A 23810-nucleotide genomic window follows, 5' to 3' on the forward strand; every position below is an offset into this window, starting at 1 on the left:
ATGCTGTCATCCGGAGGTGCGCCCGGCATCGCTGCTGCAGCCGTCTACGCGCCGTACCCCCGTGTACCGTGAAGGAAAATGATGGATACCCTGCAAAACATGCGCGTCTTCGCGCGTGTGGTCGAGGCCGGCAGCTTTACGCAGGCGGCCCAGCAGATGGGCTTGACCACCGCGCATGTCTCGCGCGCCGTGGCTGATCTGGAGCGCCATCTGCGCACGCGTCTGATGAACCGTACCACGCGCCGCATCGCCTTGACCGAAGCGGGCGAACGTTATTTGCTGCGTTGCCAGCAGATCATGTCCTATGTCGATGAAGCCGAGGCCGAGGCCAGCGCCGCCTACGTCAAGCCCTCCGGGCGCCTGCGCATCCACGCCATGACCAGCTTTGGCCAGCGCTACGTGATCCCGTCGATCTCCGGCTACCACAAGCGCTATCCGGATGTGGCGGTCGAGCTGACCTTGGCCCAGCGCATTCCCGACATGCTGGAAGAAGGCTATGACGTCTCCCTGGTGCTGGCGCGCGAACTGCCGGATTCGGGCCTGATCTACCGCCAGCTCGGCTCTACCTTCAGCATGCTGTGCGCCTCGCCCGCCTATCTGGACAAATACGGTGCGCCCCAGCAGCCGGCCGACCTGCTCAACCATGCCTGCCTGCAACTGGTCAGCCCCATTTCGCCGCTGGATGAGTGGATACTGGAAGGGCCGGAAGGCGGGACGGTCGTCGCCGTCAAGAGCAATTTCCAGGTCAACGTGGCCGAGGCCATGCTCACCGCCATCCGCGAGGGCATGGGCATCGGCGTGCTGCCGATCTATTCGGCCGTGGACGCGCTGCGCGCCGGCACCATCGTACGCGTGCTGCCCCAGCATCGCCTGCAGAACATGGGCGTGTATGCACTGTATCCTTCCCGTCAGTACCTGGACGCCAAGATCAGCACCTGGGTAGACTGGATGCACGAAACGGTGGACCGGACCCTGCAGGAAGACCACCAGGCGCTGGAGCGCCTGGGCAGCCTGCGCGAGGAAATGCAGGGCCTGGCCACACGCAGCGGGCCGCAGGCCTGATCAATCAAGGGGGAATGTCATGGGATGGCTGGCAGTAGGGATGGGAGCGACCTTGGGCGCCTGGCTGCGCTGGCGCATCTCGGTGGTGTGGAACGTGTCGGGCCACTTCGTGCCGCTGGGCACGCTGGCGGCCAACTGGATCGGCGCCTACGTGATCGGTTTCCTGGTGGCGTATTTCGAGCAGCATCCGGGACTGCCGCCGGAGTGGCGGCTCTTTGCGGTGACCGGTTTCCTGGGCGGGCTGACCACCTTCTCCACCTTCTCGGCCGAAGCCATGATCCTGTTGCAGCGGGGCGATTACCTCTGGGCCATCGGCCACTCCGGCTTGCATCTGCTGGGCTCCATCGTGCTGTGTGTTGCCGGGTTTGCAAGCTATCGCGCCCTCGCTGGATGAGCACTCCGCGTGACCTGATGCAGATCAAAACAGACGGCACGATCATTGCTTGAAAATCGCAGGCGCAGGCCCAACTTTCATCTTATTGAAAAATTGGAGCGAACCATGCGTCTCGACAAACTCACCACCAAATTGCAGGAAGCGCTGGCCGATGCGCAATCCCAGGCCGTCGGCCACGACAATCAATACATCGAACCCGTCCACCTCATCCTGGCGCTGCTGAACCAGGAGGACGGCGGCGCTCGCTCGCTGCTGCAGCGCGCCGGCGTGAACGTCAATGGTCTGTCTGCCGCCTTGCAGGCGGCCGTCAAGCGCCTGCCGCAGGTCTCCGGCAATGGCGGCGAAGTGCAGGTCGGCCGCGAGCTGGTGGCCCTGCTGAACCTGGCCGACAAGGAAGCGCAAAAGCATGGCGACCAGTTCGTCGCCAGCGAAATGGTGCTGCTGGGCCTGGTGGACGACAAGTCCGACGCCGGCCGCGCCGCGCGCGAAAACGGTCTGACCCGCAAGTCGCTGGAAGCGGCCATCACCGCCGTGCGCGGTGGCGCGTCCGTGTCCTCGCAGCAAGATGAAGGCCAGCGCGAAGCCCTGAAGAAATACACCCTGGACCTGACCGAGCGTGCCCGCGCCGGCAAGCTCGACCCGGTGATCGGCCGCGACGATGAAATCCGCCGCGCCATCCAGGTGCTGCAACGGCGCAGCAAGAACAACCCGGTCCTGATCGGGGAGCCGGGCGTGGGCAAGACCGCCATCGTCGAAGGCCTGGCCCAGCGCATCGTCAATGGCGAAGTGCCGGACAGCCTCAAGTCCAAGCGCGTGCTGTCGCTGGACATGGCGGCCCTGCTGGCGGGCGCCAAGTATCGCGGCGAATTCGAGGAACGCCTGAAAGCGGTCTTGAAGGAAATCGCCCAGGACGAAGGCCAGACCATCGTCTTCATCGATGAGTTGCATACCATGGTCGGCGCCGGCAAGGCCGAGGGCGCCATGGACGCCGGCAACATGTTGAAGCCGGCCCTGGCGCGCGGCGAACTGCACTGCGTGGGCGCCACCACCCTGGATGAATACCGCCAGTACATCGAGAAAGATGCCGCGCTGGAACGCCGCTTCCAGAAGATCCTGGTGGATGAGCCCAGCGTGGAAGCCACCATCGCCATCCTGCGCGGTCTGCAGGAAAAGTACGAGGTGCACCACGGCGTGGACATCACCGACCCGGCCATCGTGGCTGCGGCCGAGCTGTCGCATCGCTATATCACCGACCGCTTCCTGCCGGACAAGGCCATCGACCTGATCGACGAAGCGGCTTCCAAGATCAAGATCGAAATCGATTCCAAGCCGGAAGTGATGGACAAGCTCGACCGTCGCCTGATCCAGTTGAAGATCGAGCGCGAAGCCGTCAAGCGCGAGAAGGACGAAGCCTCGCAGAAGCGCCTGCAGCTGATCGAGGAAGAAATCGAGAAGCTCGAGCGCGAATACGCCGACCTGGAAGAAATCTGGAAGGCCGAGAAGTCGAGCGCCCAGGGCGGCCAGCAATTGAAGGAAGAAATCGAGAAGGTGCGCCTGCAGATGGAAGAGGCCACCCGCAAGAGCGACTGGCAGAAGGTCTCGGAACTGAAGTACGGCAAGCTGGCCGAGCTGGAAGCCGCGCTGGAAGTGCAGAACAAGAAGGATGCGGCGGGCGTCAAGACCGAGAAGCCCAAGCTGGTGCGCACGCAGGTGGGCGCTGAGGAAATCGCCGAGATCGTCGCGCGCGCCACTGGCATTCCGGTCTCGCGGATGATGCAGGGCGAACGCGAAAAACTGCTGCACATGGAAGACGTGCTGCATGAACGCGTGGTCGGCCAGGACGAAGCCATCGTGGCCGTCTCCGACGCCATCCGCCGTTCCCGTGCCGGCCTGGGCGATCCCAGCAAGCCCTATGGTTCCTTCATGTTCCTGGGCCCCACCGGGGTGGGCAAGACCGAGCTGTGCAAGGCGCTGGCCTCCTATCTCTTCGATACCGAGGAAGCCATGATCCGCATCGACATGAGCGAATTCATGGAGAAGCATTCCGTGGCCCGCCTGATCGGCGCGCCGCCGGGCTATGTCGGCTATGAAGAGGGCGGTTACCTGACCGAAGCGGTGCGTCGCAAGCCCTACAGCGTGATCCTGCTCGACGAAATCGAGAAGGCCCACCCGGATGTCTTCAACGTGCTGCTGCAGGTGCTGGACGATGGCCGCATGACCGATGGCCAGGGCCGTACCGTGGACTTCAAGAACACCGTGATCGTGATGACTTCCAACCTGGGTTCGCACAAGATCCAGAGCATGGAAGACAGCGATCCGGCCCTGGTGAAGCTGGCCGTGATGGCCGAGGTGCGCACCCACTTCCGTCCGGAATTCATCAACCGGGTGGATGAGATCGTGGTCTTCCACGCGCTGGACGCCAAGAACATCGGCGCCATCGCCAAGATCCAGCTGCGCATCCTGGAGCAACGCCTGGCCAAGCTGGAGATCGGCCTGGAGATCAGCGAGGCCGGTTTGCAGAAGATCGCCGAGGCTGGTTTCGATCCGGTCTATGGCGCTCGTCCGCTCAAGCGCGCCATCCAGCAGGAGATCGAGAACCCGCTGTCCAAGCAGATCCTGGCAGGCAAGTTCGGTCCCAAGGATGTGGTGCGGGTGGACGTGGACCATGGCCAGTTGAGTTTCAGCAAGTAATTCAGCAGGTAGTTCTGCAGGTATTTCTGCAAATAAGCCCGTCCGGCCCGCCCCTTTGCTTCAGGGCAAGGCGGGCGGCGATCAAGGCAGCCGCATGAAGATGCGGCTGCCTTTTTCTTTGCAGGACGGCAAAAATCTCACTTTTGTAAACGACAAGTGAACAACTGTTCAGAAAACTTGTGCAACTGCTAATCAGCAGGGCTGGATTTGCATTCTTCACGCCCAGCGCGGCTCTTGAAGGGGCAAGTCGACGGATTTCTTTGGCAAAAGTGCAAAAAATCTATGCACAATGCAGGATTAATGTGATTTACTTTCTTCGGGGGACGCGCCAGATGAGCATGCCGGCGCGCCGTCAATCGAGGCCAAGGCGTGGGCAGCCATCGCCAGATAGTGACAATATTGCCTTCGAGCAAACAATACATGGTCTTAACGGGAATTCGCAGCGACATCGGTACTGATATCCAACGGGGGCGATTCTGAAGCAATCGTCCCTGCAGCGGCTATTCATCCTGCCTTTCGTTTTCCTGATGGTCTGCCTGGTGCTGACCATCGGGTGGTTCCTCTATCGCGCCGGTGACGACGCCACCGAGGTGCTGGCCCGCAATGCCCTCACCGAATTGATCGGCCGTGTCAGCCAGGCCATCGACCGTCAGACCATGGGAGCGCGCGAAAGCCTGAATGTGGTGGCGCCGCCGGCCGTGCGCACTGCCGCCCCGGGGCAACCTCCCGCCATGCTGCCTTTCCCGGTTCACAGCAAGGAGCTGGAAGAGCGGCTCTGGCTGGCCAACCTGATGTTCGAGGATCCCAGCTATGTCTATTTCGGCGGCGCCGATGGCAGCTTCCTGGGCATCAAGCAGGAGGAGGGTAGCCAGTTCACCTACAGCGTGCGCGAACCCGATGGCAAGAACTACGTGTACCAGCTGCGCGGTCCCGGTACGCCCATGGAACTGGTGGCGGCCCAGGAATATGAACCGCGCAAGCGCCCCTGGTATGTGCAGGCGGTGCAACGCGGGCGCGAGACCTGGTCTTCGGTATATGCCGACTACCGCCAGAAGCACCTGGGCATCAACCTTTCCAAGCCCATCTTCGACGCCGACGGCAAGCTGCTCGGCGTAGCCAACAGCAGTATCGGCCTGTTGCGTCTGACCACGCTGCTGCGCGCGCTGCCGCTGGGGGCGCATGGCGTGGCCTTTGTCACCGAACTCAACGGCGACATGATTGCCGATTCCGTCAATGAGCCCCTGCACCAGATCCGCGACCAGGACCCCGACCTGCGCCGCCTCAACGCCAGCCAGAGCAGTTCGCCCCTGGTGCGCCAGGCCTATGAGGAAGTGCGCCGCTATCTGGCCCGCCAGCCCGCCCAGTCCGGTAAGCTCATGCTGCTGAGTTCGCGCACCGAAGGCGGCAAGATCGAAGTGGCGTTCCGGCTGCACCATGACGCCGCCGGACTGGACTGGCTGGCCATCAGTGCGGCGCCGCGCTCGGACTTCCTCGGTTCGGTCACCAGCGGCGTCTACCAGACGCTGATGCTGGGTCTCATGGCGGTGTGCCTGACCTTTGTGATCGGCTTCCTGTTGCTGCGCTGGGTCTTGCGCGACATCCGCAGGCTGACCCAGGCGGCCAAGAGCATCGGCAATGGCAGTCCTTTCCCGGATCTCAATATCAATCGCAATGACGAGATCGGCCAGCTGGCGCAAAGCTTCGTGGAGATGGAGCGCAACCTGCGCACCGACCGCCTCACCAATGTGCTCAACCGCGATTCGCTGATTGCCCAGATTGATTTCCGCCGCAGCAACTGCGTCGATGGCAGTCCCTTGCATTTCGGCTTGCTGTTCATTGACCTGGACCGCTTCAAGGCGGTCAATGACGAATACGGCCATGACGAAGGCGACAAGGTGCTGGTGACCATCGCCCAGCGTCTGCAACATACCCTGCGCCATGATGATTCGGTCGCCCGCTTCGGCGGCGACGAGTTCGTGGTCTACCTGCACGGGGTGAGCGATATGGAAGTGGCCCGCAGCATTGCCGACAAGATCCGGCACGCCGTCAACAAGCCTATCCCCGGACGGGAGGGCCAGCAGTATGTGGTCGATGCCTCGGTCGGCGTCTCGCTCTATCCGGACGACGGCCTGGACGTGGAAACCTTGCTGCGTGTGGCCGATTCCCGTATGTTCGACCAGAAGCGCCTGCATCGCATCCTGTCGGTATAGGCTGTCCCTACCCAGACTACGGAGGAGTTCCCATGACTTTCGCCACCTGCGACCTGTGCGACGCCCATGAAGACAAGCTCGCCGCCGGCACATTGCACGTGTTGCCGCCGATCTTTGCCTCGTTCGGCCGCAAGCAGTCCTTCTGCGGCCCGGCCCGCACGCTCAAGGTGTTCGAGGACAATGTGCTGGTGCGCGCCACGCTGGAGACGCCGGGCCAGGGTCATGTACTGGTGGTCGACGGCGGCGGCAGCCTGCGCTGCGCCCTGGTGGGCGGCAACCTGGCGCAACTGGCGCAGGACAATGGCTGGGCCGGCATCCTGGTCAATGGCTGTGTGCGCGATGCGGCTGAACTCAATGCCTGCGAGGTCGGCATCCGCGCCCTGGCCACTCATCCCCAGCGTAGCTTCCGCAAGGGCGCCGGGGATGCGGATATCAAGGTGGGCATTGCCGGTGTGGCGGTCTATCCGGGCGACTGGATCTATGCCGATGTCGATGGCGTGCTAGTCTCGCGCAGCGCGCTCTGAGCCGCCGCTGTGTTCCCCTGGGGCCCGCCTTGCGCGGGCCTCAGTCTTTGCGGGTGCGCAGGATCTGGTCGATGGCCGCGGTCTGCACGACGATTTCCTTGAGATCCTGGTTCAGCAGGCTGGTGCGCCGGCGTAGGTTGTCCCAGCCGGACCAGGCGCTGGCTTCGGCCGGCACGGGTTCGGGCGGCAGCGGGCCGATCAGTTCGATCTTGCCTGACAGCGCCTTGTCTTGCGGCGCTTGCGGCGAGACCGTCACGGCGCCGCCGCGCTTTCTCGGCTGGGGCGCCAGCAGGCGCTGGGCTTCGGCCAGATGTTGGCTGGCTTCCAGGTAGGTTTCCTCGATCAGGCGGCTGACCTGGGCTTGCGGCAGGTTTTCCTGATGCCGGCGCAGCATCAGGCGCAGCGCCGCAATGTGGGCCGCCACCAGGTAATTCTGCACGATGAAGCGGTTCAGCTCGCGCACCGCGCGCTGCTTGGTAGCCGGTTCGTCCATCATCCGCACCAGCGCCGAGATGAGCGCCGCCAGGCTGTCCATGAAGCCCTTGCGGCAGACCCGATAGAAGAAGTCGTCCTGCACCTTGCCCTCGAGCATGTCGCGGCTGGCCGTCAGGTAGCGCTGGCTGGACTTGAGTACGTTGCGCAGCAGCTTGGGCAGGTCACGGTATTCCCAGGCCGGCAGCACATAGGAAAAGACCGTGGCGATGACCACGCCGATGATGGTGTCGATGAGGCGCTCGCCAATGACGCCCTGATGACCGGCAGGCACCAGCAGGTTCAGCAGCATCAGGATCTGCACCGAGGCGGCAATGGCGGTGTAGCGGTACTTGATGTAGGTGAAGGCGGGCGCGGCCACGCTGGCGGCGAACAGCACGGCCAGCTGGCCCAGCGGATTGTGGACGAAGCGCAGGATCAGCATGGTGATCAGGCAGCCGATGACGGTGCCGATGAGGCGGTCGGCCATGCGCTGCTTGGTGGCGCTGAAATTGGGCTTGAGGATGATGACGATGGTCAGCACGATCCAGTAGCCGTGCGACATGTAGGGCAACTGGTTGGCGATCCACAGGCCCGTGGTCACTGCCAGCGCCACCCGGATGGCGAAACGGAAGATCGGCGACTGCCAGCGCAGGTTCACCAGCAGCATGTTGAACTTGAACTTCTGTTGGGTCAGGAACGGAGTCATGTCCGAGCCCGGCAGGATGGGGATGGGATCGACCGGGTTCTGCGTGGCCTGGTGGACCTGGCTGATCAGTTCGATGATGTCGCGGATCTTGTTATAGGTCACCCGCAGGATGGTCAGTGCTTCTTCGGAGGCCTGGCGCGGGCCGGGCTGGGCCAGTTCGTGCATCTCGAACTGCACCGCGCGCAGCTCGGCCTTGTAGTTCACGGTGGGCTCGGAAGCCTTGTTGCGGGTGATGGCGTAGGCGATCGATTCGATATCCTGGGCGGCCTTGTTGGCCAGGTCGCGCAGGAACACCATCACATCGGCGTCGCCGAAGTGCTGGCGCAGGAAGGCGTAGTCGGCATGGGTGGAGAGTACCTGCTCGTAGAGCTCCAGCATGGACAGGTGCACCTGCACCAGCAGACCGTCCTGTTTGGTATAGAGATCACGCAGGATCAGGTCGCGCGAGGCCTGCTGCTTGTCGGCTACCACGATCTGCTGGCGCACCAGCTGGTTGAACTGGCCCGCCAGGTCATGCCTGACGTCATAGAACTCGGCCTTGATGCGCAGATAGCGCGCCAGTTCGAAGAGCGCCTCGGCCAGCACCTGCTGCTTGATGCGCCGGCGCAGGAACCACGACACCGCCATGGAATAGGCCAGGTAGCCCAGCCCGCCGCCCAGGAACAGGGCTGCGTGCAGGAAGGCGTCGGCAATGGGCACCTGGTTTTCCATGGACAGGGTCATCACCATGAGCGCGGCGAACTGCAGCGGCATGGTCTTCTTGCCATAGACCACCATCATGCTGGCAAAGAAGCTCACCACCACCATCATGGCGCTGACCAGCCAGGGGATGGGCGCGCACAGGCTGATGAGCAGCATGACCACGGTACAGAGCAAGACGCCCGCCAGCATCTCGTTGAACTTGTGGCGCAGCGGGCTGGGCAGGTCCATCAGGCTGGTGCAGAGTGCACCGAGGAACACCGTCATCGTGGTGGGCATGTCGGCCACGTTGAACACCAGCAGGGTCAGGCCGACCACCCCGATTGCGATCCGCACTCCTGTATAGAAATAATGACTGAAAAGGAAAGTGCGGATGTCCAGGGCGTAATGCATGAAGACGGTTCGGCGTTGGATCGCCGTTAAATGAGTTAGGCGCTTATTCTCTGCCTTCTTGTGTGTTTAAACAACCCGATGGCCGTCGCGCAGGCAGAGTGAGTATGAATGGCTGGCGTGCAAGAGGTTTCATCTGGGCTGATTTTTACGATACGAAATCTTCATTCCGCAATGTGAAAACGGCGAGTGCGCTGCATCAAAAACCTTTTTCATTCTCTGGATTTTTGTTTCGTATCGCAAAAACGAAGACGTAAGGTATTGATTTTATTCGTATAAAAATTTTACAGATATCTTATATAAGACATTGTTGCTCCGCTCCCGCAGGCCTACTATGAAGTCATGGAATCAACGATTTCATCCGGTTTCAAGCCACTTTCAAGCCACTTCATCATTGAGCAAAAAGGAGATCCACATGAGCACACGTGAACAGCAAATCCAGGCCCTGGAACGCGACTGGGCAGAGAACCCCCGCTGGAAGGGCATCAAGCGCAACTACAGCGCTGCCGACGTGGTCCGCCTGCGCGGCTCGCTGCAGATCGAGCACACCATCGCCAAGCGCGGCGCCGACAAGCTCTGGAACCTGGTCAACAACGAACCCTTCGTCAACGCTCTGGGCGCACTGACCGGCAACCAGGCCATGCAGCAGGTCAAGGCTGGCCTGAAGGCCATCTACCTGTCCGGCTGGCAAGTGGCGGGCGACGCCAACCTGGCCGGTGAAATGTATCCCGACCAGTCGCTGTACCCGGCCAACTCGGTGCCGATGGTGGTCAAGCGCATCAACAACACCTTCGCCCGCGCTGACCAGATCCAGTGGTCGGAAGGCAAGGATGACATCGACTTCTTCGCCCCTATCGTGGCCGATGCCGAAGCCGGTTTCGGCGGCGTGCTCAACGCCTTCGAACTGATGAAGTCGATGATCGAAGCCGGCGCCGCTGGCGTGCACTTCGAAGACCAGCTGGCGTCGGTGAAGAAGTGTGGCCACATGGGCGGCAAGGTGCTGGTGCCGACCCGCGAAGCCGTCGAGAAGCTCAACGCCGCCCGCCTGGCCGCTGACGTCATGGGCACCAAGACCCTGGTGATCGCCCGTACCGACGCCGAGGCCGCCGACCTGCTGACCTCCGACGTGGATGCCAACGACAAGCCCTTCCTGTCCGGCGAGCGCACTGTCGAAGGCTTCTTCAAGACCCATCCGGGCATCGACCAGGCGATTTCGCGTGGCCTGGCCTATGCCGAGTATGCGGACATGGTCTGGTGTGAAACCGGCAAGCCCGACCTGGCCTTCGCCAAGACCTTCGCCGAAGCCATCCATGCCAAGTTCCCGGGCAAGCTCTTGGCCTACAACTGCTCGCCGTCCTTCAACTGGAAGAAGAACCTGGACGACGCCACCATCGCCAAGTTCCAGCGTGAACTGGGCGCCATGGGCTACAAGTTCCAGTTCATCACGCTGGCTGGCTTCCATGCGCTGAACTATTCCATGTTCAACCTGGCCCACGGCTATGCCCGCAACCAGATGTCGGCCTTCGTGGAACTGCAGGAAGCCGAATTCGCCGCCGCCACCAAGGGCTTCACGGCGGTCAAGCACCAGCGCGAAGTGGGCACCGGCTATTTCGACGCCGTGACCCAGGCGATCCAGCAGGGCCAGTCCTCGACCACGGCGCTGCACGGTTCGACCGAGGATGAACAGTTCTTCGATGACAAGGCCAAGAAGGCGGCCTGATTGACCTAAGATGCGATGATCCGAGTCTTGAGTGAATGTGTGTGATGTACGCCGGCCCGCTTCCTTGCGCGGGCCGGCGGGGTGATCCCCGAACTTGATGCCGTACTCCACAAGAGTGCGGCATTTTTTTTCGTCGGTCGGCGTCAGGCATCAGCCCTGATGCAGGCGGCCGTCGCGCAGTTCGAAGACAGTCTGCCCGAGCGCTTCCACGTCGGCCGGGTCATGGGTGATGAGCAGCATGGGAACTTGCAGCTGGGCCTGCAGTTCGGCCAGTTCAGCGCGCATGCGTTCGCGCAAGCTCAGGTCCAGCGCCGAGAAGGGCTCATCGAGCAAGAGGATGTCAGGCTCGGCCACCAGCGCCCGCGCCAGCGCAACCCGCTGCCGCTGGCCGCCGGAAATCTGCGCTGGACGGCTATGGGCGATGTCGTCCAGCTCGAAGGCGCGCAGCCACTTTGCTACCGCCGGATGCTGCGCCGGCCGGCGCAGGTTGAAGCAGCCACGCGCCAGGCCAAAGGCGATATTCTGCGCCACCGACAGATGCGGGAAGAGGGCGTAGTCCTGGAACAGGTAGGCGACGTTGCGCCCCTGCACCGGCAGGTCGATGCCCTCGTTGCTGTTGAACAGGGTGCGGCCATTGAGCCTGATACGGCCGCTGTCGGGCCGCATCAACCCGGCGATGGCCTTGAGCGTGAGGCTCTTGCCCGCGCCCGAGGGGCCGTAGAGTACGATGCGCTGGCTCGCACTGACCAGGCTGAGGTCAAGCGCGAAGCGGCGATCACTGGCGTGCAGCTGTTTCTGGATCTGGAGGTCGAGGCTCACGGGCAGGTCAATGAGATAAACGATTTAGCGGAGTTGTTGCTGCGCCCGGTCCGGGGTCAGGCGTCCGGCCACCATCAGCAGCACGATACAGGTGATCGAGGTGATCACCACCAGCAGGGTGGCGGAGCCATCGTCACCTGCCTGCACCGCTTCATAGATGGCCACTGACAGGGTCTGCGTGCGTCCCGGCAGGTTGCCCGCCACCATCAGCGTCGCGCCGAACTCGCCCAGCGCACGGGCAAAGGCCAGCAGCACGCCCGCCATGATGCCGCGCATGGCCAGTGGCAGGCTGACGCGGAAGAAGACACCGGCCTCCGATACGCCCAGTACCCGCGCCGCATCTTCCATCTGGTGATCCACGCTCTCGAAGGCCGCCCGCGCCGACTTGAGCACCAGCGGAAAGGCCACCACGGTGGAGGCCAGCACCGCGCCTTGCCAGGTGAAGACCAGTTCGATACCCATGCGCTCCAGCCATGCGCCCAACGCACCGCGACGGCCGAACAGCACCAGCAGGTAATAGCCCAGCACGGTCGGCGGCAGCACCAGCGGCAAGGTCAGCACCGAATCGATGAAGTCACGCAGCGCCGAGCGCCAGCGTGATAGCCCATAGGCCGCCGCCACGCCCAGCACCAGGTTGAGCAGCGTGGCCAGGCCGGCGACCTTCAGTGATAGCAGCAGGGGAGTCCAGACGGGATGCATGCTTGAGCCCACGGGCGCGGTTCAGGGCTTGAGGAAGCCGTAGCGCGCCAGCACCGCCTGGCCGGTCGGCGAGAGCACGTAGGCCACGAATTGCGCGGCCAGGGCCGGCTGCCTGCTGCCCGCCGTGACGGCGATGGGGTAGGTGGCAGGCTGATCGGAGGGCAGGCGCAGGGCGACCTTGACCTTCTCCGGCATGATGGCCGCATCGGTGGCGAAGACGAAGCCGGCGTCGGCCTCACCGCGCGCCACATAGTCCAGGCTGGTGCGCACGTTCTCGGCCATGACGCCCTTGGCCTGCACCTGGGACCACAGGCCGGCCTGTTCCAGCGCCGTCCTGGTATAGCGTCCGAAGGGAACCGAGGCCGGATTGCCCAGCGCAATGCGCTTGTAGTCGGGCTGGGTCAGGTCGGCCAGCGATGTGGGCGCAAGGCGTGAGCCTTGCGTCACGATGAGCACGATCTGGTTGGCGGCGAAGTTCTTGCGGGTAGCCGGATCGACGGCTTTTTCGGCCACCGCCTTGTCCATGGCGGTCTGGTCGGCCGAGGCGAACACATCGGCCGGCGCGCCGCGCACGATCTGCCGCATCAGGATGTCGGAGGCGCCGAAGTTGCTCACCACCTTCACACCGGGATGCTGCTGTTCGAAGGACTGGGCCAGCTCCTTGAAGGCATTGGTGAGGCTAGCCGCTGCCGAGACCACCAGATCGGCGGCCTGGGCGGCGCCAGCGGCCAGCATCAGGGTAGCGGCGCAGGCTGCGCCAAGCGCGGTGTTGAGGCGGGATCTGGTTGACATCAGGCGTCCTGGACAGGAAAGGCCAAGCACGAACAGCGCGTGGCGGCGTGTAGTGGTGTGGTGGTGTGTGGCGAAATATACGCAAGGATATAACGAACGTCAATTCTTGGCGCCGCCCTGGCCGCTGCCGGGGCGCCCTTGTACAATCACGCGCATGAATGATTCCAAGACCTTACGCGTGCGTGTGATGCAGGGCGAGACCATCGCCTTCGGCCCCGGCAAGGCCGATCTCTTGCAGGCCATCGGCCGGACCGGATCGATTTCCGGCGCGGCGCGCGAGATGGAGATGTCGTATCGGCGCGCCTGGCTGCTGGTCGAGGAGATGAACCGCTGTTTCGCCAGCCCGCTGGTGACCACCGCCACCGGCGGCTCGCGCGGGGGCGGTGCGGCCGTCACGGCGCTGGGCCAGGAGGTGTTGACACGCTATCGGCGCATGCAGAAGAAGGCGGCCGCCAGCATCGCTGCCGACTTGCGGCACCTGCATACGCTGATGAACGCCCCCCAGCCGGACGACGGCGATGCGTGAGTTCTGGATCAAATACCGGCTGCGCCTGCTCAACGCCTGCCGCGTCTCGGAAAGTCATTCCATGCTGTTGTGGGGCGCGCTGGCCGGCTTTGTCGGCGCGCTGGCCACGATCGCCTTCCGCGAATGCATCGCGCTCTTGCAGATCTGGATGACGGGTCACGATGGCAGCTTCGTCGATATCGCCAAGGGCCTGCCGTGGTATACCCGCGTGCTCCTGCCGACCTGCGGCGGCGTGGTGGCGGGACTGTTCCTGGTCTGGGCCAAGCGCACCCCGGCCGGCAATGGCGGCGACTACATGGAAGCCGTGGCCATCGGCGATGGCGCCATTCCGGTGCGCAACACCCTCTTGCGCAGCATCTCTTCGCTGGCCTCGATTGCATCCGGCGGCTCCATCGGGCGCGAAGGTCCGATGGTGCAACTCTCCGCACTGTGCGCCTCGCTGGTGGGCAAGTTCTCGCACTTTCCTTCTTCCCGCTTGCGCCTCTTGGTGGCCTGCGGAGCCGCAGCCGGCATTACCTCGGCCTACAACGCGCCTATCGCCGGGGCCTTTTTCATCACCGAGATCGTGCTGGGTTCGCTGGTGATGGAAAGCTTCGGGCCGGTGGTGGTGGCTTCGGTGGTGGCCAATATCACCATGCGCGAGCTGCCGGGCTATCGCGCGGCCTATGAGATGCCGTATTTCCCCGAGATCGGTGGCTGGGAAGTGATGCTTTTCCTGGTGCTGGGGGTGCTGGCCGGTGTGCTGGCGCCGCAGTTTTTACGCGTGCTGGAACTGGGCAAGCACGGCTTCGGCAAGCTGCGCCTGCCGCTGCCGGTGCGCCTGGGTGTGGGCGGCCTGCTGGTCGGCCTGATCTCGGTGCAGGTCCCGGAGGTCTGGGGCAATGGCTACAGCCTGGTCAATTCGCTGCTGCATACCAGCTGGGTCTGGCAGGCGGTGCTGATGGTGCTGGTGGTGAAAGTGCTGGCGACCTCCATCACCGTAGGTTCCGGGGCGGTGGGCGGTATCTTCACTCCGACGCTGTTCGTCGGCGCGGCAGTGGGCTATCTGTTCGGGGACGCCGCCCAGGCCTTGCTGCCGGTGCACATCTCGCAACCCTTCGCCTATGCCATGGTGGGCATGGGCGCCTTCCTGGCGGCCGCCTCCTATGCGCCCTTGATGGCCATCCTGATGATCTTCGAGATGACCCTGAGCTACCAGGTGGTGTTGCCCCTGATGCTGTCCTGCGTGGTCGCCTATGTGGTGGCGCGCAGCGTGGACGGCCGCTCCATGTACGAGATCACCTTGAAGCGCCACCGCGACAACGAAGAGCGCCTGCGCTTGCGCGGCACCCACATGAGCGAGCTGATCCGGCCCGCCGAGACGGTCTTGCATGAAGAGGCCAGCCTGGAAGAGATCAGTGCGCTGTTCCTCAAGTATCCGGTCAAGTATGTCTACATCGTGGACGGGCGCCAGCGTTATCTGGGCGTGGTGGCGCTGCAGGACATCACTTCCTGGCTGCTGGACAAGAAGGAAGCAGCAGGGCGGGTGGCTCGCGATTTCCTGCGGCCGCATTTCCTGCACGAGGTGACGCCGGACATGTCGCTGGGCGAAGCGCTGCAATTGTTCCTCGACCATCAGGGTGAACGTCTGCCAGTGATTGCCAGTGCGGACGATCCTCAGCTGCTGGGAGTGGTGTTCAAGACCTCGCTGCTGGATGCCTACTTCCGCCTGGATCGCGCCGGGAACTGAAAGCCGAGCCGGGCGACATCGTCGGGCTCGCATCTGGGGATGAGTCATGATCACGATGCAAGCCGCGCCCATGGGGCACACAGCGCTGTATCTTTGTAACAATGGCGGATTAGTCCGACAACTGCTCACGTATCCTTGTTAGAATGTCACACGTCATGATCTCTTCGATGCTGAGCGTCTGCGCTGTTGTCGATTTGTCCAGTCATCCTATTTCCAACCCCATCCTAGAAGTGAATTTTCCATGCTGAGTTATCGCCACGCTTTTCATGCCGGCAATCATGCCGATGTCCTGAAGCATATGGTGATCATCCAGTTGATGCGCTATCTCGGGCAGAAAGACACTGCCTACATGGTCATCGACACCCATGCCGGCGCCGGCGTCTATGCGCTCGATGGGGACTACGCCAGCAAGAACGCCGAATACGACACCGGCATCGCCAAGCTGTGGGACCGCAAGGACCTGCCGCCGGCCCTGAAGGAATACGTGGACCTGGTCAGGTCGCTCAATCCCAGCGGCAAGATGCGTTATTACCCCGGCTCGCCCTACTGTGCCGAAAAGGTCATGCGCGAGCAGGATCGCCTGCGCCTGTTCGAATTGCATCCCACCGAAGTGAAGGTGCTGGAAGAAAACTTCCGCAAGCTCGAGGCCCACGCGGCGGCCCAGGGCCAGCGCCCGGCTGCGCGCGGCAAGCGCGTGATGGTCCATCGCGGCGATGGCTTCCAGGGGCTCAAGGCGCTGCTGCCGCCGCCGTCGCGGCGGGCGCTGGTGCTGATCGATCCGCCTTACGAAGACAAGCGCGACTATACCCATGTCGCACAGGTGCTGGCCGATGCGCTCACGCGCTTCCCGACCGGCATGTACGCAGTGTGGTATCCCGCCCTGCAACGCAATGAATCGCGCCAGTTGCCCGAGCGTCTCAAGCGCCTGGGCGCCAAGAGCTGGCTCAATGTCTCGCTGGCCATCCATGGCCCGGCGCCGGATGGGTTCGGACTGCACAATAGCGGCATGTTCATCCTCAATCCGCCGTGGACGCTGGAGCCGATGCTGCGCGAGCTGATGCCTTACCTGGTCGATGTGCTGGGGGTGGATGACAGCGCCGAATTCGTCCTGGAATCGGGTGAGACGTAATGGAAAATAACGCCTCCGTTGTGATTATTTGTGAATTTTTGAGTCCGGCCGCTGTCGTTTCCTGGCAAAGTCATGCCAAGTCGGCATACAATAGCGTGCTTTCCTTGAGGCAACATTTAACGCAACGCTTGAGGTAGCTAAAACAACAACTATGTCTGATCAGTCATCCGACCAATCCACCTCGACTCATCAAGCGCTCGATTTCTACCTGGCGCGCCAGCCCATTCTCAGCCGTGAGCAGCACCTGATCGGCTACGAACTGCTGTTTCGCAGCGCCGCGTTCGGGCCGGCCAATGTGAAGGATGACGTGACGGCTACGGCCGCCGTCATTGCCCACGCCTCGGAATTGGGCTTGTCCAATGTGATCGGCAATCTGCAGGGCTTCATCAATGTCGATGCGGCCGTGCTGATGAGCGATTTCATCTATTTCCTGCCCAACGACAAGGTGGTGCTGGAAATCCTGGAAACCGTCCGCGTCACCCCCGAGCTGGTGGTGCGCGTGCGCGAGCTGGTCAAGGCAGGCTACGTGTTCGCGCTGGATGATGTGGTGGCCGAGTCGCAGGAGATCGAAGAGCTGCTGCCGCTGGTGAAGATCATCAAGATCGACGTGATGGAAGTCGATCCCAGCAAGCTGCTCAAGCTGTCGGTGCATTTCAAGCGCGCACAGAAGGAATTGCTGGCCGAGAAGGTCGAGACCCTGCAACAGTTCAATGACTGCGTCACCTTCGGTTTCGACTATTTCCAGGGCTATTACTTCGCCAAACCGATGATCCTCCAGGGCAAGAAGCTGGAAGCGTCCAAGATGGTCATCATGCACCTGCTCACCCTGCTGGTGCGCAATGTGGACAACGGCGAGATCGTGCGCTTCATCAAGCGCGACGTGGCGCTGAGCCTGACCTTGCTGCGCCTGGTCAATACCCCGGTCTACGGTTTCCAGAAGTTCATCGATTCGCTGGGCCAGGCCCTGATCGTGCTGGGCCGGCGACAGTTGAAGCGCTGGCTGCAGATCCTGCTGTTTGCCAATACCGACAAGGAGCAGGCGCATACGATGTCGCCCTTGATGATCCTGGCGGCCACGCGCGGCAAGATGCTGGAGCTGATCACCACCAGGATCCGGCCGGGTCGCCGCAAGATGTCGGAGATGGCCTTCACGGTGGGCATCATGTCGCTGGTCGATGCGCTCTTCGGGATGAGCATGGAAACGGTGCTGCGCCAGATCACGGTGAGCACCGAGATCCGCGAGGCGCTGCTGCGCCGCACCGGCTTCTACGGCGTGGCCTTGCGGCTGGTCGAGTGTACCGAGCAGCGCGACCAGGACCAGGCCGAGATGCAGCGCCTGCTCGATGAACTGCAGCTATCGGCGGATGACTTCTTCGAAGCCGAGAAACATGCCTTCGAGTGGGGCAACAGCATCTCCAACAACAACATCGGCGCGCAGGCGAGCATGCACATGTCGCCCCCGCCCGAGGGCTTCATCGATGATGACGACGATGATTGAGAGTGAGAACCTCGTTCAGGTCGATTGCCCATGAAAAAAAGCTGCCTCCAAGGGCAGCTTTTTTTCATGGGCGTGCAGCATCCACTTCGTCAGCGCCTGCGCATGCGCGCGACCAGCCGCCGCACCAACCGCAGTATGCGCGCCAAGGGCGAGGAGGGCGTGGCCGCCAGGCGCAAACGCAGTCTCAGCATGCCTTCGCGCAGCGACTGCCGCAGCCGTTGCAACTGCCGCCAACCGGCGCTGGCATGCAGTTGGGCCAACAGCCGGGCTTTGATTTCCATCAGCTTGTCGTGATAGCGCTGGAACCAGGCCAGCGACAGCAGGCTGCGCCGGGTCAGCGCATAGATGCGCGCCACCAGTGCGGTGCCCAGCACCTTGGCGATGAGCACGATGCATAGCCCCAGCGTGGGATGGCCGTGGGTGATCGACAGCAGGGCCAGGATCTTCACCGGTAACAGCAGCAGGGTGGGGGCCAGGAAGATCAGCAGCGCCGCATAGGGCGAGAGCCGCTCCACCCAGCGTTGCAGACGCACCAGCAGGGGCCAGGCGGGAATGCGCGCCAGCACGGCCTGGCTGGCGTCCCAGAGCCATTCTTCCAGCATCAGCAGGAGCGCCGCCGTGTAGATCAGCGGCGCCAGCAGGCGGCGACGCCAATAGCGCGGACGGCGTGGGGCAGGAGAAGGTGAACTCATCCGGGCGTCACTGGGCGCGCTGACCGATCAGCGTGAGCCAGCGATCGCCCCATTTGACGTCACTCATGCAGGAAGCGTAAGCCGTGACCGTGCGCGCAGCGCGCTCCAGCAGCTGGATGTCGGCTTCGTGCTGGCGCGCCACGTGCGGGTCTTCCAGGAACAGCACGCGGCGGCACTGCTGTTCCAGGATCAGTTCGGCAATCTGCGCGTCGCCGCCCAAAGGGCCGGAGAGGAAGGGCTTGACCCAGTGGCGGCCAGCCTCGCCCTTGATCTTCATGGCCAACTGGTTGAGCAGGCCGCCAGTGGTGCCGGTGGCGCAGCGGAAGGCGAACTGGTCCAGCACGGCGAAGTGTTTTTCGGCCAGCTCCAGCATGCGTGACTTCATGGCGTCGTGGGCGATCAGGGCGATGCCTTCCTGGCCCAGCCGGAAACGGTCATCCAGCGATGCATCGGGCGCCGCGCCATTGGCCAGGGCTTCCAGTTCGAACCACTCCTGGGCGCCGGCCAGGGTCGACAGGAAGGGCTTGCCATGGATGACGCACTGGCGCTTGAGCGCCACTGCTTCCGGGAAGGTGGAAGAGGGATCGACCGGATCGATCAGGTAGATCACCGCATCCAGGGTCCGCTCGGGATCTTCGTCCACGGTGCGCGAGACCAGCTTCATCAGCCCGCCGTGCCGGCCATAGGGAAAGCGCACCAGATGCTCATAGCCCGGCAGCAGGTTCATCTGGCCGATGGCGTCGAGTGTACGGCCGACCACGATCAGTTCAGGTTGCAGGCTTTCGATGCGATGCCGCGAGCCGGTCAGCAGCTGGACCAGGGCGGAGTCGGGCGCGTCCTGGTGGGCGCGGTTGGCGATGAGACCGATGCGGTAGCGGGGAGCGATGGAAGACATGGGCGTGTCGTGGGTGCGTGGTGGTGATCAAGCCTGCGCGCAGGCGGGAAAGCAGATTATCGCCGAGTGCGCGGCAAAGGGCGAGCCTTGATCGCCAGCACAGCAGCGCCGCCATTAATCGCCGCAACTGTACCGTTGCAGCGCCCTGCATGCAGCTACAATAGGGCGACCACGCAACAGGCCGCACGGCGGCCAGCACACCGGACCGTATCCAGCATGAACAAGGCTTTTGTCAAAGAATCCGACGGCGACGATGACGATGAGGACATCGCGCTGCCCTCCGTCCCCGCCGGCAGCAAGAACTACATGACCCCGCAGGGCCACCAGCGCATCAAGGATGAACTCTTGCACCTGATCGATGAAGAGCGTCCGGAAGTGGTGCGGGTGGTGTCCTGGGCAGCCTCCAACGGCGATCGTTCCGAGAACGGCGACTATCTCTACGGCAAGAAGCGCCTGCGCGAGATCGACCGGCGTATCCGCTTCCTGACCAAGCGTCTGGACAATGCGGAGGTGGTCGATCCTTCGGTGCATCACGGCAGCGACCAGATCTTTTTCGGTGCGACCGTCACCTATGAGAACCAGCGCGGTGAAGCCCATACCGTGACCATCGTCGGCATCGATGAGCTCGACCCGCTCAAGGGCCGCATCAGCTGGATTTCACCGGTGGCGCGGGCGCTGACCAAGGCGCGCGAGGGCGACGAAGTCGTGCTGCAGACGCCGGCCGGGCTGGAACAGCTGACCATTCTTGAAGTGAGCTATCCAGCGCCGCAGTAGGCCTCTGCTTTTTTTACCCCGGCCGGCATGCATTTCGCATGCGGGCCTGTCATGGACGCCGGCGCCGTCAAGAGTGCTGCGTCCCGGTGCAAGACCGTATTCCCATCCTCCACGAGAAAGTCCCATGTCCATCGTTTTTGCCAGCCTGAACCATCCGCAGCGCGTTGTCCTGGCGGCCGAGGTGCATTCGCGCCCCTTCCTCCAGCTCACGCGCTCGGAGACGCTCACGCACCTGGCCGTCTACGTCCGCGAAGATGGCAACGGCAGCCGCCACGCCAGCGCCCAGCACGCCTTGCTGGACGACCTGTGCGCCCATTTCGGCGTGGTAGCGCCGGGTGGCGAGGCCAAGCACTTCTATCACGACTTCGGCCGCTTCCGGCTGAAGTGGGAGTGCCATACCGAGTTCGCCACCTACACCTTCGCCCAGGCGCATGAGGAAGCCATCTCGACCGACGATGCCTTTGCCCGCGCGCCGCTGGCGCATATTCCGCAGCAATGGCTGATCTCGCTCAAGGGCAAGCTGATGGTGGCCGCGCACGTGGTGGTGGAGCCCGGCGACGACGATCCAGCCGACACGGCGCGCCAGATGCAGCGCATCTTCGAAGGCAAGCTGATGAGTTCGAGCAAGGTCTTGCAGGGCGGCGAGATCTGGACTGATTTCAAGATCCAGTCGGACGGTTTCTCGCGCTTCATCGTGCGCGACATCGGCCTGCGTGAACTGCAGGGCGGCCGGCTGGCGCAGCGCATCCTGGAGATCGAGACCTACCGCATGATGGCGCTGCTGGGCCTGCCCCATGCCCAGCAATCCGGCCCGCTGCTCAATGAGATCGAAGGCGATCTGGCGGCGCTGACGGCGGCCATGGTGCAGTCCGAGCAATCCACCGGCGGCACCCCGGAAGAGCAGGCTGAAGACGAGCGGGTGCTGCGCAAGATCACCGGGCTGGCCGCCCGCATCGAGAAGCTGTCACTGGAGAACAGTTACCGGTTCTCGGCCTCGCAAGCCTATTTCCGCTTGGTGCAGGCGCGTATCGAGGAGTTGCGCGAGCAGCGCATCGAGGGTGTGCCGACCATCGGCGAGTTCATGGAACGCCGCCTGGCCCCAGCGATGAACACCTGCCAGGCCATCGCCCGGCGCCAGGAAGCACTGGCCGAACGCATCGCCCATACCAACGATCTGCTGCGCACCCGCATCGGCATCGTGCAGGAGCAGCAGAACCGCCAGATCCTGGAGTCGATGAACGCCCGCGCCGCCCAGCAGCTCAAGCTGCAGCAGGCAGTGGAGGGCTTGTCGGTGGCAGCCATCTCCTACTACGTGATCGGGTTGATCGGCTATGCCGGCAAGGCCGCCAAGGCGGCGGGCCTGCCCATCAATCCCGACCTGGCCACTGGCCTGGTGGTGCCGGTGGTGGCGGCCTGCGTCTGGCTGGGCCTGCGCCGCATGCACAAGGGGCTGGGCAACCACTGATCCGGCATCCGTCATCGTTAACGCACAACGGGGTGCGCCGCTCTTGCCGGCGCACCCCGTCATGGTTAAGGCTTGATGTCGAATGCTTGACGCCGCCGTGATCAGACGCTGGCGTTGATCTTGGCTTCGGCGCTGGCCACGGCCTGCTTGGCGGCTTCCTCGCCCATGGACACGCCTTCGGCCACCACCAGTTCGACATCGGTGATGCCGATGAAGCCCAGGGCGCTCTTGAGGTACTTGCCCTGGAAGTCCAGCGCTTCCATCGGGCCTTCGGAATACATGCCGCCGCGCGAGAGGATGATGACGGCCTTCTTGCCGGTCACCAGGCCGACGGGGCCGGTCTCGGTGTACTTGAAGGTGCGGCCGGCGCGGAAGACGTGATCGATCCAGGCCTTCAGAGTGGAGGGCGGCGCGAAGTTGTACATCGGCACGCCGATGACGATGGTGTCGGCGGCCAGCAGTTCGTCCACCAGGGCGTCGGATTGCTTGATCACTTCAGCCTGCTCAGCGCTGCGGGCGTCGGCCGGGGTGAAGTAGGCGCCCAGCATGGATTCGCTCAGGTGCGGCAGGGCGTTGGCGGCGAGGTCGCGATGCACCACCTTGCCACCCGGGTTCTTGGCTTGCCACTGGCTGACGAAGGAAGCGGTCAGCTGGCGCGAGATGGAACCGCCGCTGCGGGCGCTGGAGTCGATATGCAGGAGGGTGCTCATGGTGATCCTTTCAATTGTCCGAGGGGCAGCGTGCTCATTGGGCGTCAGCTTTGGGAGGTGAAATCTGAAGCGCTGAGAACGTCTGCATTGATACGAACAATACCTAGTTTTCATTTCTTCCAATAGATGCGAGAATCGCATTTCACCAGTCCATTTTTGGAAGTAATTAGAAAAATCGGAACAATCGGAAGAATCGACCCATGCTTGACCTCAACGATATCTGGCTTTTCGTTCATGTGGTGCGCGCCGGCAGCTTTGCCGCGGCGGGGCGCAGGCTGTCGATGCCGCCCAATACCATCAGCCGCCGCCTGCAATCGCTGGAGGCGGCCATGGGTGTGCGCCTGTTGCAGCGCTCCACGCGCCAGCTCAACATGACCGCCGCCGGGCGCGAATTCTTCGAGCGTTGCGCCCCGGGGCTGGAAGATATCGAACACGCCAGCGCCAGCCTCACCGAAAGCCAGGGCGAACCCGCCGGCAGTCTGCGGGTGGCCGCGCCGGTGGACTTTTTCGACAATTTCTCCATCGAGTGGATGCATGAATTCATGCATCTCTATCCCAAGGTGCAACTGGAGTTCGTGCTCAACGATGGCCGCGCCGACCTGATCGCCGAAGGTATCGATCTGGCGTTTCGCGGCGGTGTGCTGCCCGATTCCAGCCTGGTGGCCAGGAAGCTGGTGCAAAGCCACCTGGCCCTGATCGCCAGTCCGCGCTACCTGGAGCGCCAGGGAACCCCGCAGAGCCTGACCGACCTCACGGCCCATGCCTGCCTGGCCACCTCGCAGGCGCCCCAGCATACGGTGTGGAAGCTGGAAGGTCCGCACGGTCCGGAAAGCGTCAAGGTCACGCCGCGCCTGTGCGTCAATACTGCCCAGGGCCAGTTGCGGGCGGCCCGGGCCGGACTGGGGATTGCGCTGCTGCCGACCATGCTGGCCTCGGAAGACCTGCGCAATGGCACCCTGGTCAACATCCTGCCCGATTACCAGCGCGACACCATGGGCTTCTATGCGGTCTATGTGCACCGCCGCCAGCTGCCCAGCGCGGTGAGCGCCTTGATCGAATTCTTTGCCGACAAGCTGGAGCGGGGGATTGCAGACAAGGGGGCGCAGGCTTGCGAGAAGCATCTGGAGGGGGAATCCGGGCTGGTAGTATCGTCAAGCGAAAAAGCCTTCGCCTGAGTACTGATCCCGGCCGCCGTTGCACCGGCCGGCCCGT

Annotated in this window: 20 protein-coding genes; 13 read left to right on the plus strand and 7 right to left on the minus strand. The window is 63.2% G+C overall.

The window, feature by feature from the left end:
* Positions 1–81: 81 nt before the first annotated feature.
* From ACP92_RS10500 to rraA, 5 genes are all read left to right on the plus strand, one after another.
* Positions 82–1062: a LysR family transcriptional regulator gene (locus ACP92_RS10500; RefSeq protein ID WP_041310608.1), complete on the plus strand. Its 981-nt coding sequence runs from the start codon at positions 82–84 to the stop codon at positions 1060–1062.
* 19 nt (positions 1063–1081) lie between these two features.
* Positions 1082–1456 carry a fluoride efflux transporter CrcB gene (gene crcB, locus ACP92_RS10505; RefSeq protein ID WP_013234091.1) on the plus strand — a complete coding sequence of 125 codons (375 nt, stop codon included), beginning with the start codon at positions 1082–1084 and terminating at the stop codon, positions 1454–1456.
* A 105-nt stretch (positions 1457–1561) separates the two neighbouring features.
* Entirely contained in the window at positions 1562–4147 is a 2586-nt protein-coding gene (gene clpB / locus ACP92_RS10510; RefSeq protein ID WP_013234092.1) for an ATP-dependent chaperone ClpB, read from the plus strand.
* A 539-nt stretch (positions 4148–4686) separates the two neighbouring features.
* Positions 4687–6357, plus strand: coding sequence for a diguanylate cyclase (locus ACP92_RS10515; protein WP_244273918.1), 1671 nt, complete (start codon positions 4687–4689; stop codon positions 6355–6357).
* 32 nt (positions 6358–6389) lie between these two features.
* The gene (rraA, locus tag ACP92_RS10520; protein WP_013234094.1) at positions 6390–6881 is read left to right on the plus strand and encodes a ribonuclease E activity regulator RraA; all 492 of its coding nucleotides are present in this window, start codon (positions 6390–6392) and stop codon (positions 6879–6881) included.
* 40 nt (positions 6882–6921) lie between these two features.
* Here rraA and ACP92_RS10525 read toward each other — a convergent pair whose 3' ends face one another.
* Entirely contained in the window at positions 6922–9153 is a 2232-nt protein-coding gene (locus tag ACP92_RS10525) for an FUSC family membrane protein (RefSeq protein WP_013234095.1), read from the minus strand.
* A 412-nt stretch (positions 9154–9565) separates the two neighbouring features.
* Between ACP92_RS10525 and aceA the strand changes: the two genes are divergently transcribed.
* On the plus strand, positions 9566–10870 hold the full coding sequence (gene aceA / locus ACP92_RS10530; protein ID WP_013234096.1) for an isocitrate lyase: 1305 nt from the start codon (positions 9566–9568) through the stop codon (positions 10868–10870).
* A 150-nt stretch (positions 10871–11020) separates the two neighbouring features.
* Here aceA and ACP92_RS10535 read toward each other — a convergent pair whose 3' ends face one another.
* Genes ACP92_RS10535 through modA form a run of 3 tightly spaced genes read right to left on the minus strand, consistent with a single transcriptional unit; the run spans position 11021 to position 13180 of the window.
* Positions 11021–11689, minus strand: coding sequence for an ABC transporter ATP-binding protein (locus tag ACP92_RS10535; RefSeq protein WP_013234097.1), 669 nt, complete (start codon positions 11687–11689; stop codon positions 11021–11023).
* A 24-nt stretch (positions 11690–11713) separates the two neighbouring features.
* On the minus strand, positions 11714–12388 hold the full coding sequence (gene modB, locus ACP92_RS10540; RefSeq protein WP_013234098.1) for a molybdate ABC transporter permease subunit: 675 nt from the start codon (positions 12386–12388) through the stop codon (positions 11714–11716).
* Positions 12389–12409: 21 nt separating this feature from the next.
* Complete coding sequence (gene modA / locus ACP92_RS10545) at positions 12410–13180, minus strand: molybdate ABC transporter substrate-binding protein (protein WP_013234099.1); 771 nt, start codon at positions 13178–13180, stop codon at positions 12410–12412.
* 154 nt (positions 13181–13334) lie between these two features.
* Here modA and ACP92_RS10550 point away from each other — a divergent pair, with 154 nt between their 5' ends.
* The 4 genes from ACP92_RS10550 to ACP92_RS10565 all read left to right on the plus strand — a co-directional run bounded on the left by ACP92_RS10550 (position 13335) and on the right by ACP92_RS10565 (position 18062).
* A complete protein-coding gene (locus ACP92_RS10550; RefSeq protein WP_013234100.1) occupies positions 13335–13706 on the plus strand; it encodes a winged helix-turn-helix domain-containing protein in 372 nt (123 codons plus the stop codon).
* On the plus strand, positions 13699–15435 hold the full coding sequence (locus ACP92_RS10555; protein WP_041310615.1) for a ClcB-like voltage-gated chloride channel protein: 1737 nt from the start codon (positions 13699–13701) through the stop codon (positions 15433–15435). The genes ACP92_RS10550 and ACP92_RS10555 overlap by 8 nt, the downstream gene beginning before the upstream one ends.
* Positions 15436–15676: 241 nt before the next feature.
* Positions 15677–16564 carry a 23S rRNA (adenine(2030)-N(6))-methyltransferase RlmJ gene (locus ACP92_RS10560; protein ID WP_013234102.1) on the plus strand — a complete coding sequence of 296 codons (888 nt, stop codon included), beginning with the start codon at positions 15677–15679 and terminating at the stop codon, positions 16562–16564.
* A 151-nt stretch (positions 16565–16715) separates the two neighbouring features.
* Positions 16716–18062: an EAL and HDOD domain-containing protein gene (locus tag ACP92_RS10565; RefSeq protein WP_013234103.1), complete on the plus strand. Its 1347-nt coding sequence runs from the start codon at positions 16716–16718 to the stop codon at positions 18060–18062.
* 89 nt (positions 18063–18151) lie between these two features.
* Here ACP92_RS10565 and ACP92_RS10570 read toward each other — a convergent pair whose 3' ends face one another.
* Together ACP92_RS10570 and ACP92_RS10575 are read right to left on the minus strand one after the other, a co-directional pair.
* On the minus strand, positions 18152–18754 hold the full coding sequence (locus ACP92_RS10570; protein WP_013234104.1) for a hypothetical protein: 603 nt from the start codon (positions 18752–18754) through the stop codon (positions 18152–18154).
* 7 nt (positions 18755–18761) lie between these two features.
* Entirely contained in the window at positions 18762–19649 is an 888-nt protein-coding gene (locus tag ACP92_RS10575) for a methylglyoxal synthase (RefSeq protein WP_013234105.1), read from the minus strand.
* A gap of 216 nt (positions 19650–19865) precedes the next feature.
* Here ACP92_RS10575 and greB point away from each other — a divergent pair, with 216 nt between their 5' ends.
* Together greB and ACP92_RS10585 are read left to right on the plus strand one after the other, a co-directional pair.
* Entirely contained in the window at positions 19866–20423 is a 558-nt protein-coding gene (gene greB / locus ACP92_RS10580; protein WP_013234106.1) for a transcription elongation factor GreB, read from the plus strand.
* A gap of 124 nt (positions 20424–20547) precedes the next feature.
* The gene (locus ACP92_RS10585; RefSeq protein ID WP_013234107.1) at positions 20548–21888 is read left to right on the plus strand and encodes a DUF3422 family protein; all 1341 of its coding nucleotides are present in this window, start codon (positions 20548–20550) and stop codon (positions 21886–21888) included.
* 101 nt (positions 21889–21989) lie between these two features.
* On the opposite strand, the gene ACP92_RS10590 is transcribed toward ACP92_RS10585, so the two are convergent.
* Positions 21990–22598 carry an FMN-dependent NADH-azoreductase gene (locus ACP92_RS10590; protein WP_013234108.1) on the minus strand — a complete coding sequence of 203 codons (609 nt, stop codon included), beginning with the start codon at positions 22596–22598 and terminating at the stop codon, positions 21990–21992.
* A gap of 200 nt (positions 22599–22798) precedes the next feature.
* Between ACP92_RS10590 and ACP92_RS10595 the strand changes: the two genes are divergently transcribed.
* Entirely contained in the window at positions 22799–23773 is a 975-nt protein-coding gene (locus ACP92_RS10595) for a LysR family transcriptional regulator (RefSeq protein ID WP_013234109.1), read from the plus strand.
* The last annotated feature ends 37 nt before the right edge of the window (positions 23774–23810 follow it).

This window comes from Herbaspirillum seropedicae (genome assembly GCF_001040945.1).
Lineage (GTDB): Bacteria > Pseudomonadota > Gammaproteobacteria > Burkholderiales > Burkholderiaceae_D > Herbaspirillum > Herbaspirillum seropedicae.

Excerpts from the sequence above, each read along its gene's own strand:
- ACP92_RS10500 (WP_041310608.1), top strand. The coding sequence starts at position 82 with ATGGATACCCTGCAAAACATGCGCGTCTTCGCGCGTGTGGTCGAGGCC.
- crcB (WP_013234091.1), top strand. The coding sequence starts at position 1,082 with ATGGGATGGCTGGCAGTAGGGATGGGAGCGACCTTGGGCGCCTGGCTG.
- clpB (WP_013234092.1), top strand. The coding sequence starts at position 1,562 with ATGCGTCTCGACAAACTCACCACCAAATTGCAGGAAGCGCTGGCCGAT.
- rraA (WP_013234094.1), top strand. The coding sequence starts at position 6,390 with ATGACTTTCGCCACCTGCGACCTGTGCGACGCCCATGAAGACAAGCTC.
- ACP92_RS10525 (WP_013234095.1), bottom strand. The coding sequence starts at position 9,153 with ATGCATTACGCCCTGGACATCCGCACTTTCCTTTTCAGTCATTATTTC.
- aceA (WP_013234096.1), top strand. The coding sequence starts at position 9,566 with ATGAGCACACGTGAACAGCAAATCCAGGCCCTGGAACGCGACTGGGCA.
- modB (WP_013234098.1), bottom strand. The coding sequence starts at position 12,388 with ATGCATCCCGTCTGGACTCCCCTGCTGCTATCACTGAAGGTCGCCGGC.
- modA (WP_013234099.1), bottom strand. The coding sequence starts at position 13,180 with ATGTCAACCAGATCCCGCCTCAACACCGCGCTTGGCGCAGCCTGCGCC.
- ACP92_RS10550 (WP_013234100.1), top strand. The coding sequence starts at position 13,335 with ATGAATGATTCCAAGACCTTACGCGTGCGTGTGATGCAGGGCGAGACC.
- ACP92_RS10555 (WP_041310615.1), top strand. The coding sequence starts at position 13,699 with ATGCGTGAGTTCTGGATCAAATACCGGCTGCGCCTGCTCAACGCCTGC.
- ACP92_RS10560 (WP_013234102.1), top strand. The coding sequence starts at position 15,677 with ATGCTGAGTTATCGCCACGCTTTTCATGCCGGCAATCATGCCGATGTC.
- ACP92_RS10565 (WP_013234103.1), top strand. The coding sequence starts at position 16,716 with ATGTCTGATCAGTCATCCGACCAATCCACCTCGACTCATCAAGCGCTC.
- ACP92_RS10570 (WP_013234104.1), bottom strand. The coding sequence starts at position 18,754 with ATGAGTTCACCTTCTCCTGCCCCACGCCGTCCGCGCTATTGGCGTCGC.
- ACP92_RS10575 (WP_013234105.1), bottom strand. The coding sequence starts at position 19,649 with ATGTCTTCCATCGCTCCCCGCTACCGCATCGGTCTCATCGCCAACCGC.
- greB (WP_013234106.1), top strand. The coding sequence starts at position 19,866 with ATGAACAAGGCTTTTGTCAAAGAATCCGACGGCGACGATGACGATGAG.
- ACP92_RS10585 (WP_013234107.1), top strand. The coding sequence starts at position 20,548 with ATGTCCATCGTTTTTGCCAGCCTGAACCATCCGCAGCGCGTTGTCCTG.
- ACP92_RS10590 (WP_013234108.1), bottom strand. The coding sequence starts at position 22,598 with ATGAGCACCCTCCTGCATATCGACTCCAGCGCCCGCAGCGGCGGTTCC.
- ACP92_RS10595 (WP_013234109.1), top strand. The coding sequence starts at position 22,799 with ATGCTTGACCTCAACGATATCTGGCTTTTCGTTCATGTGGTGCGCGCC.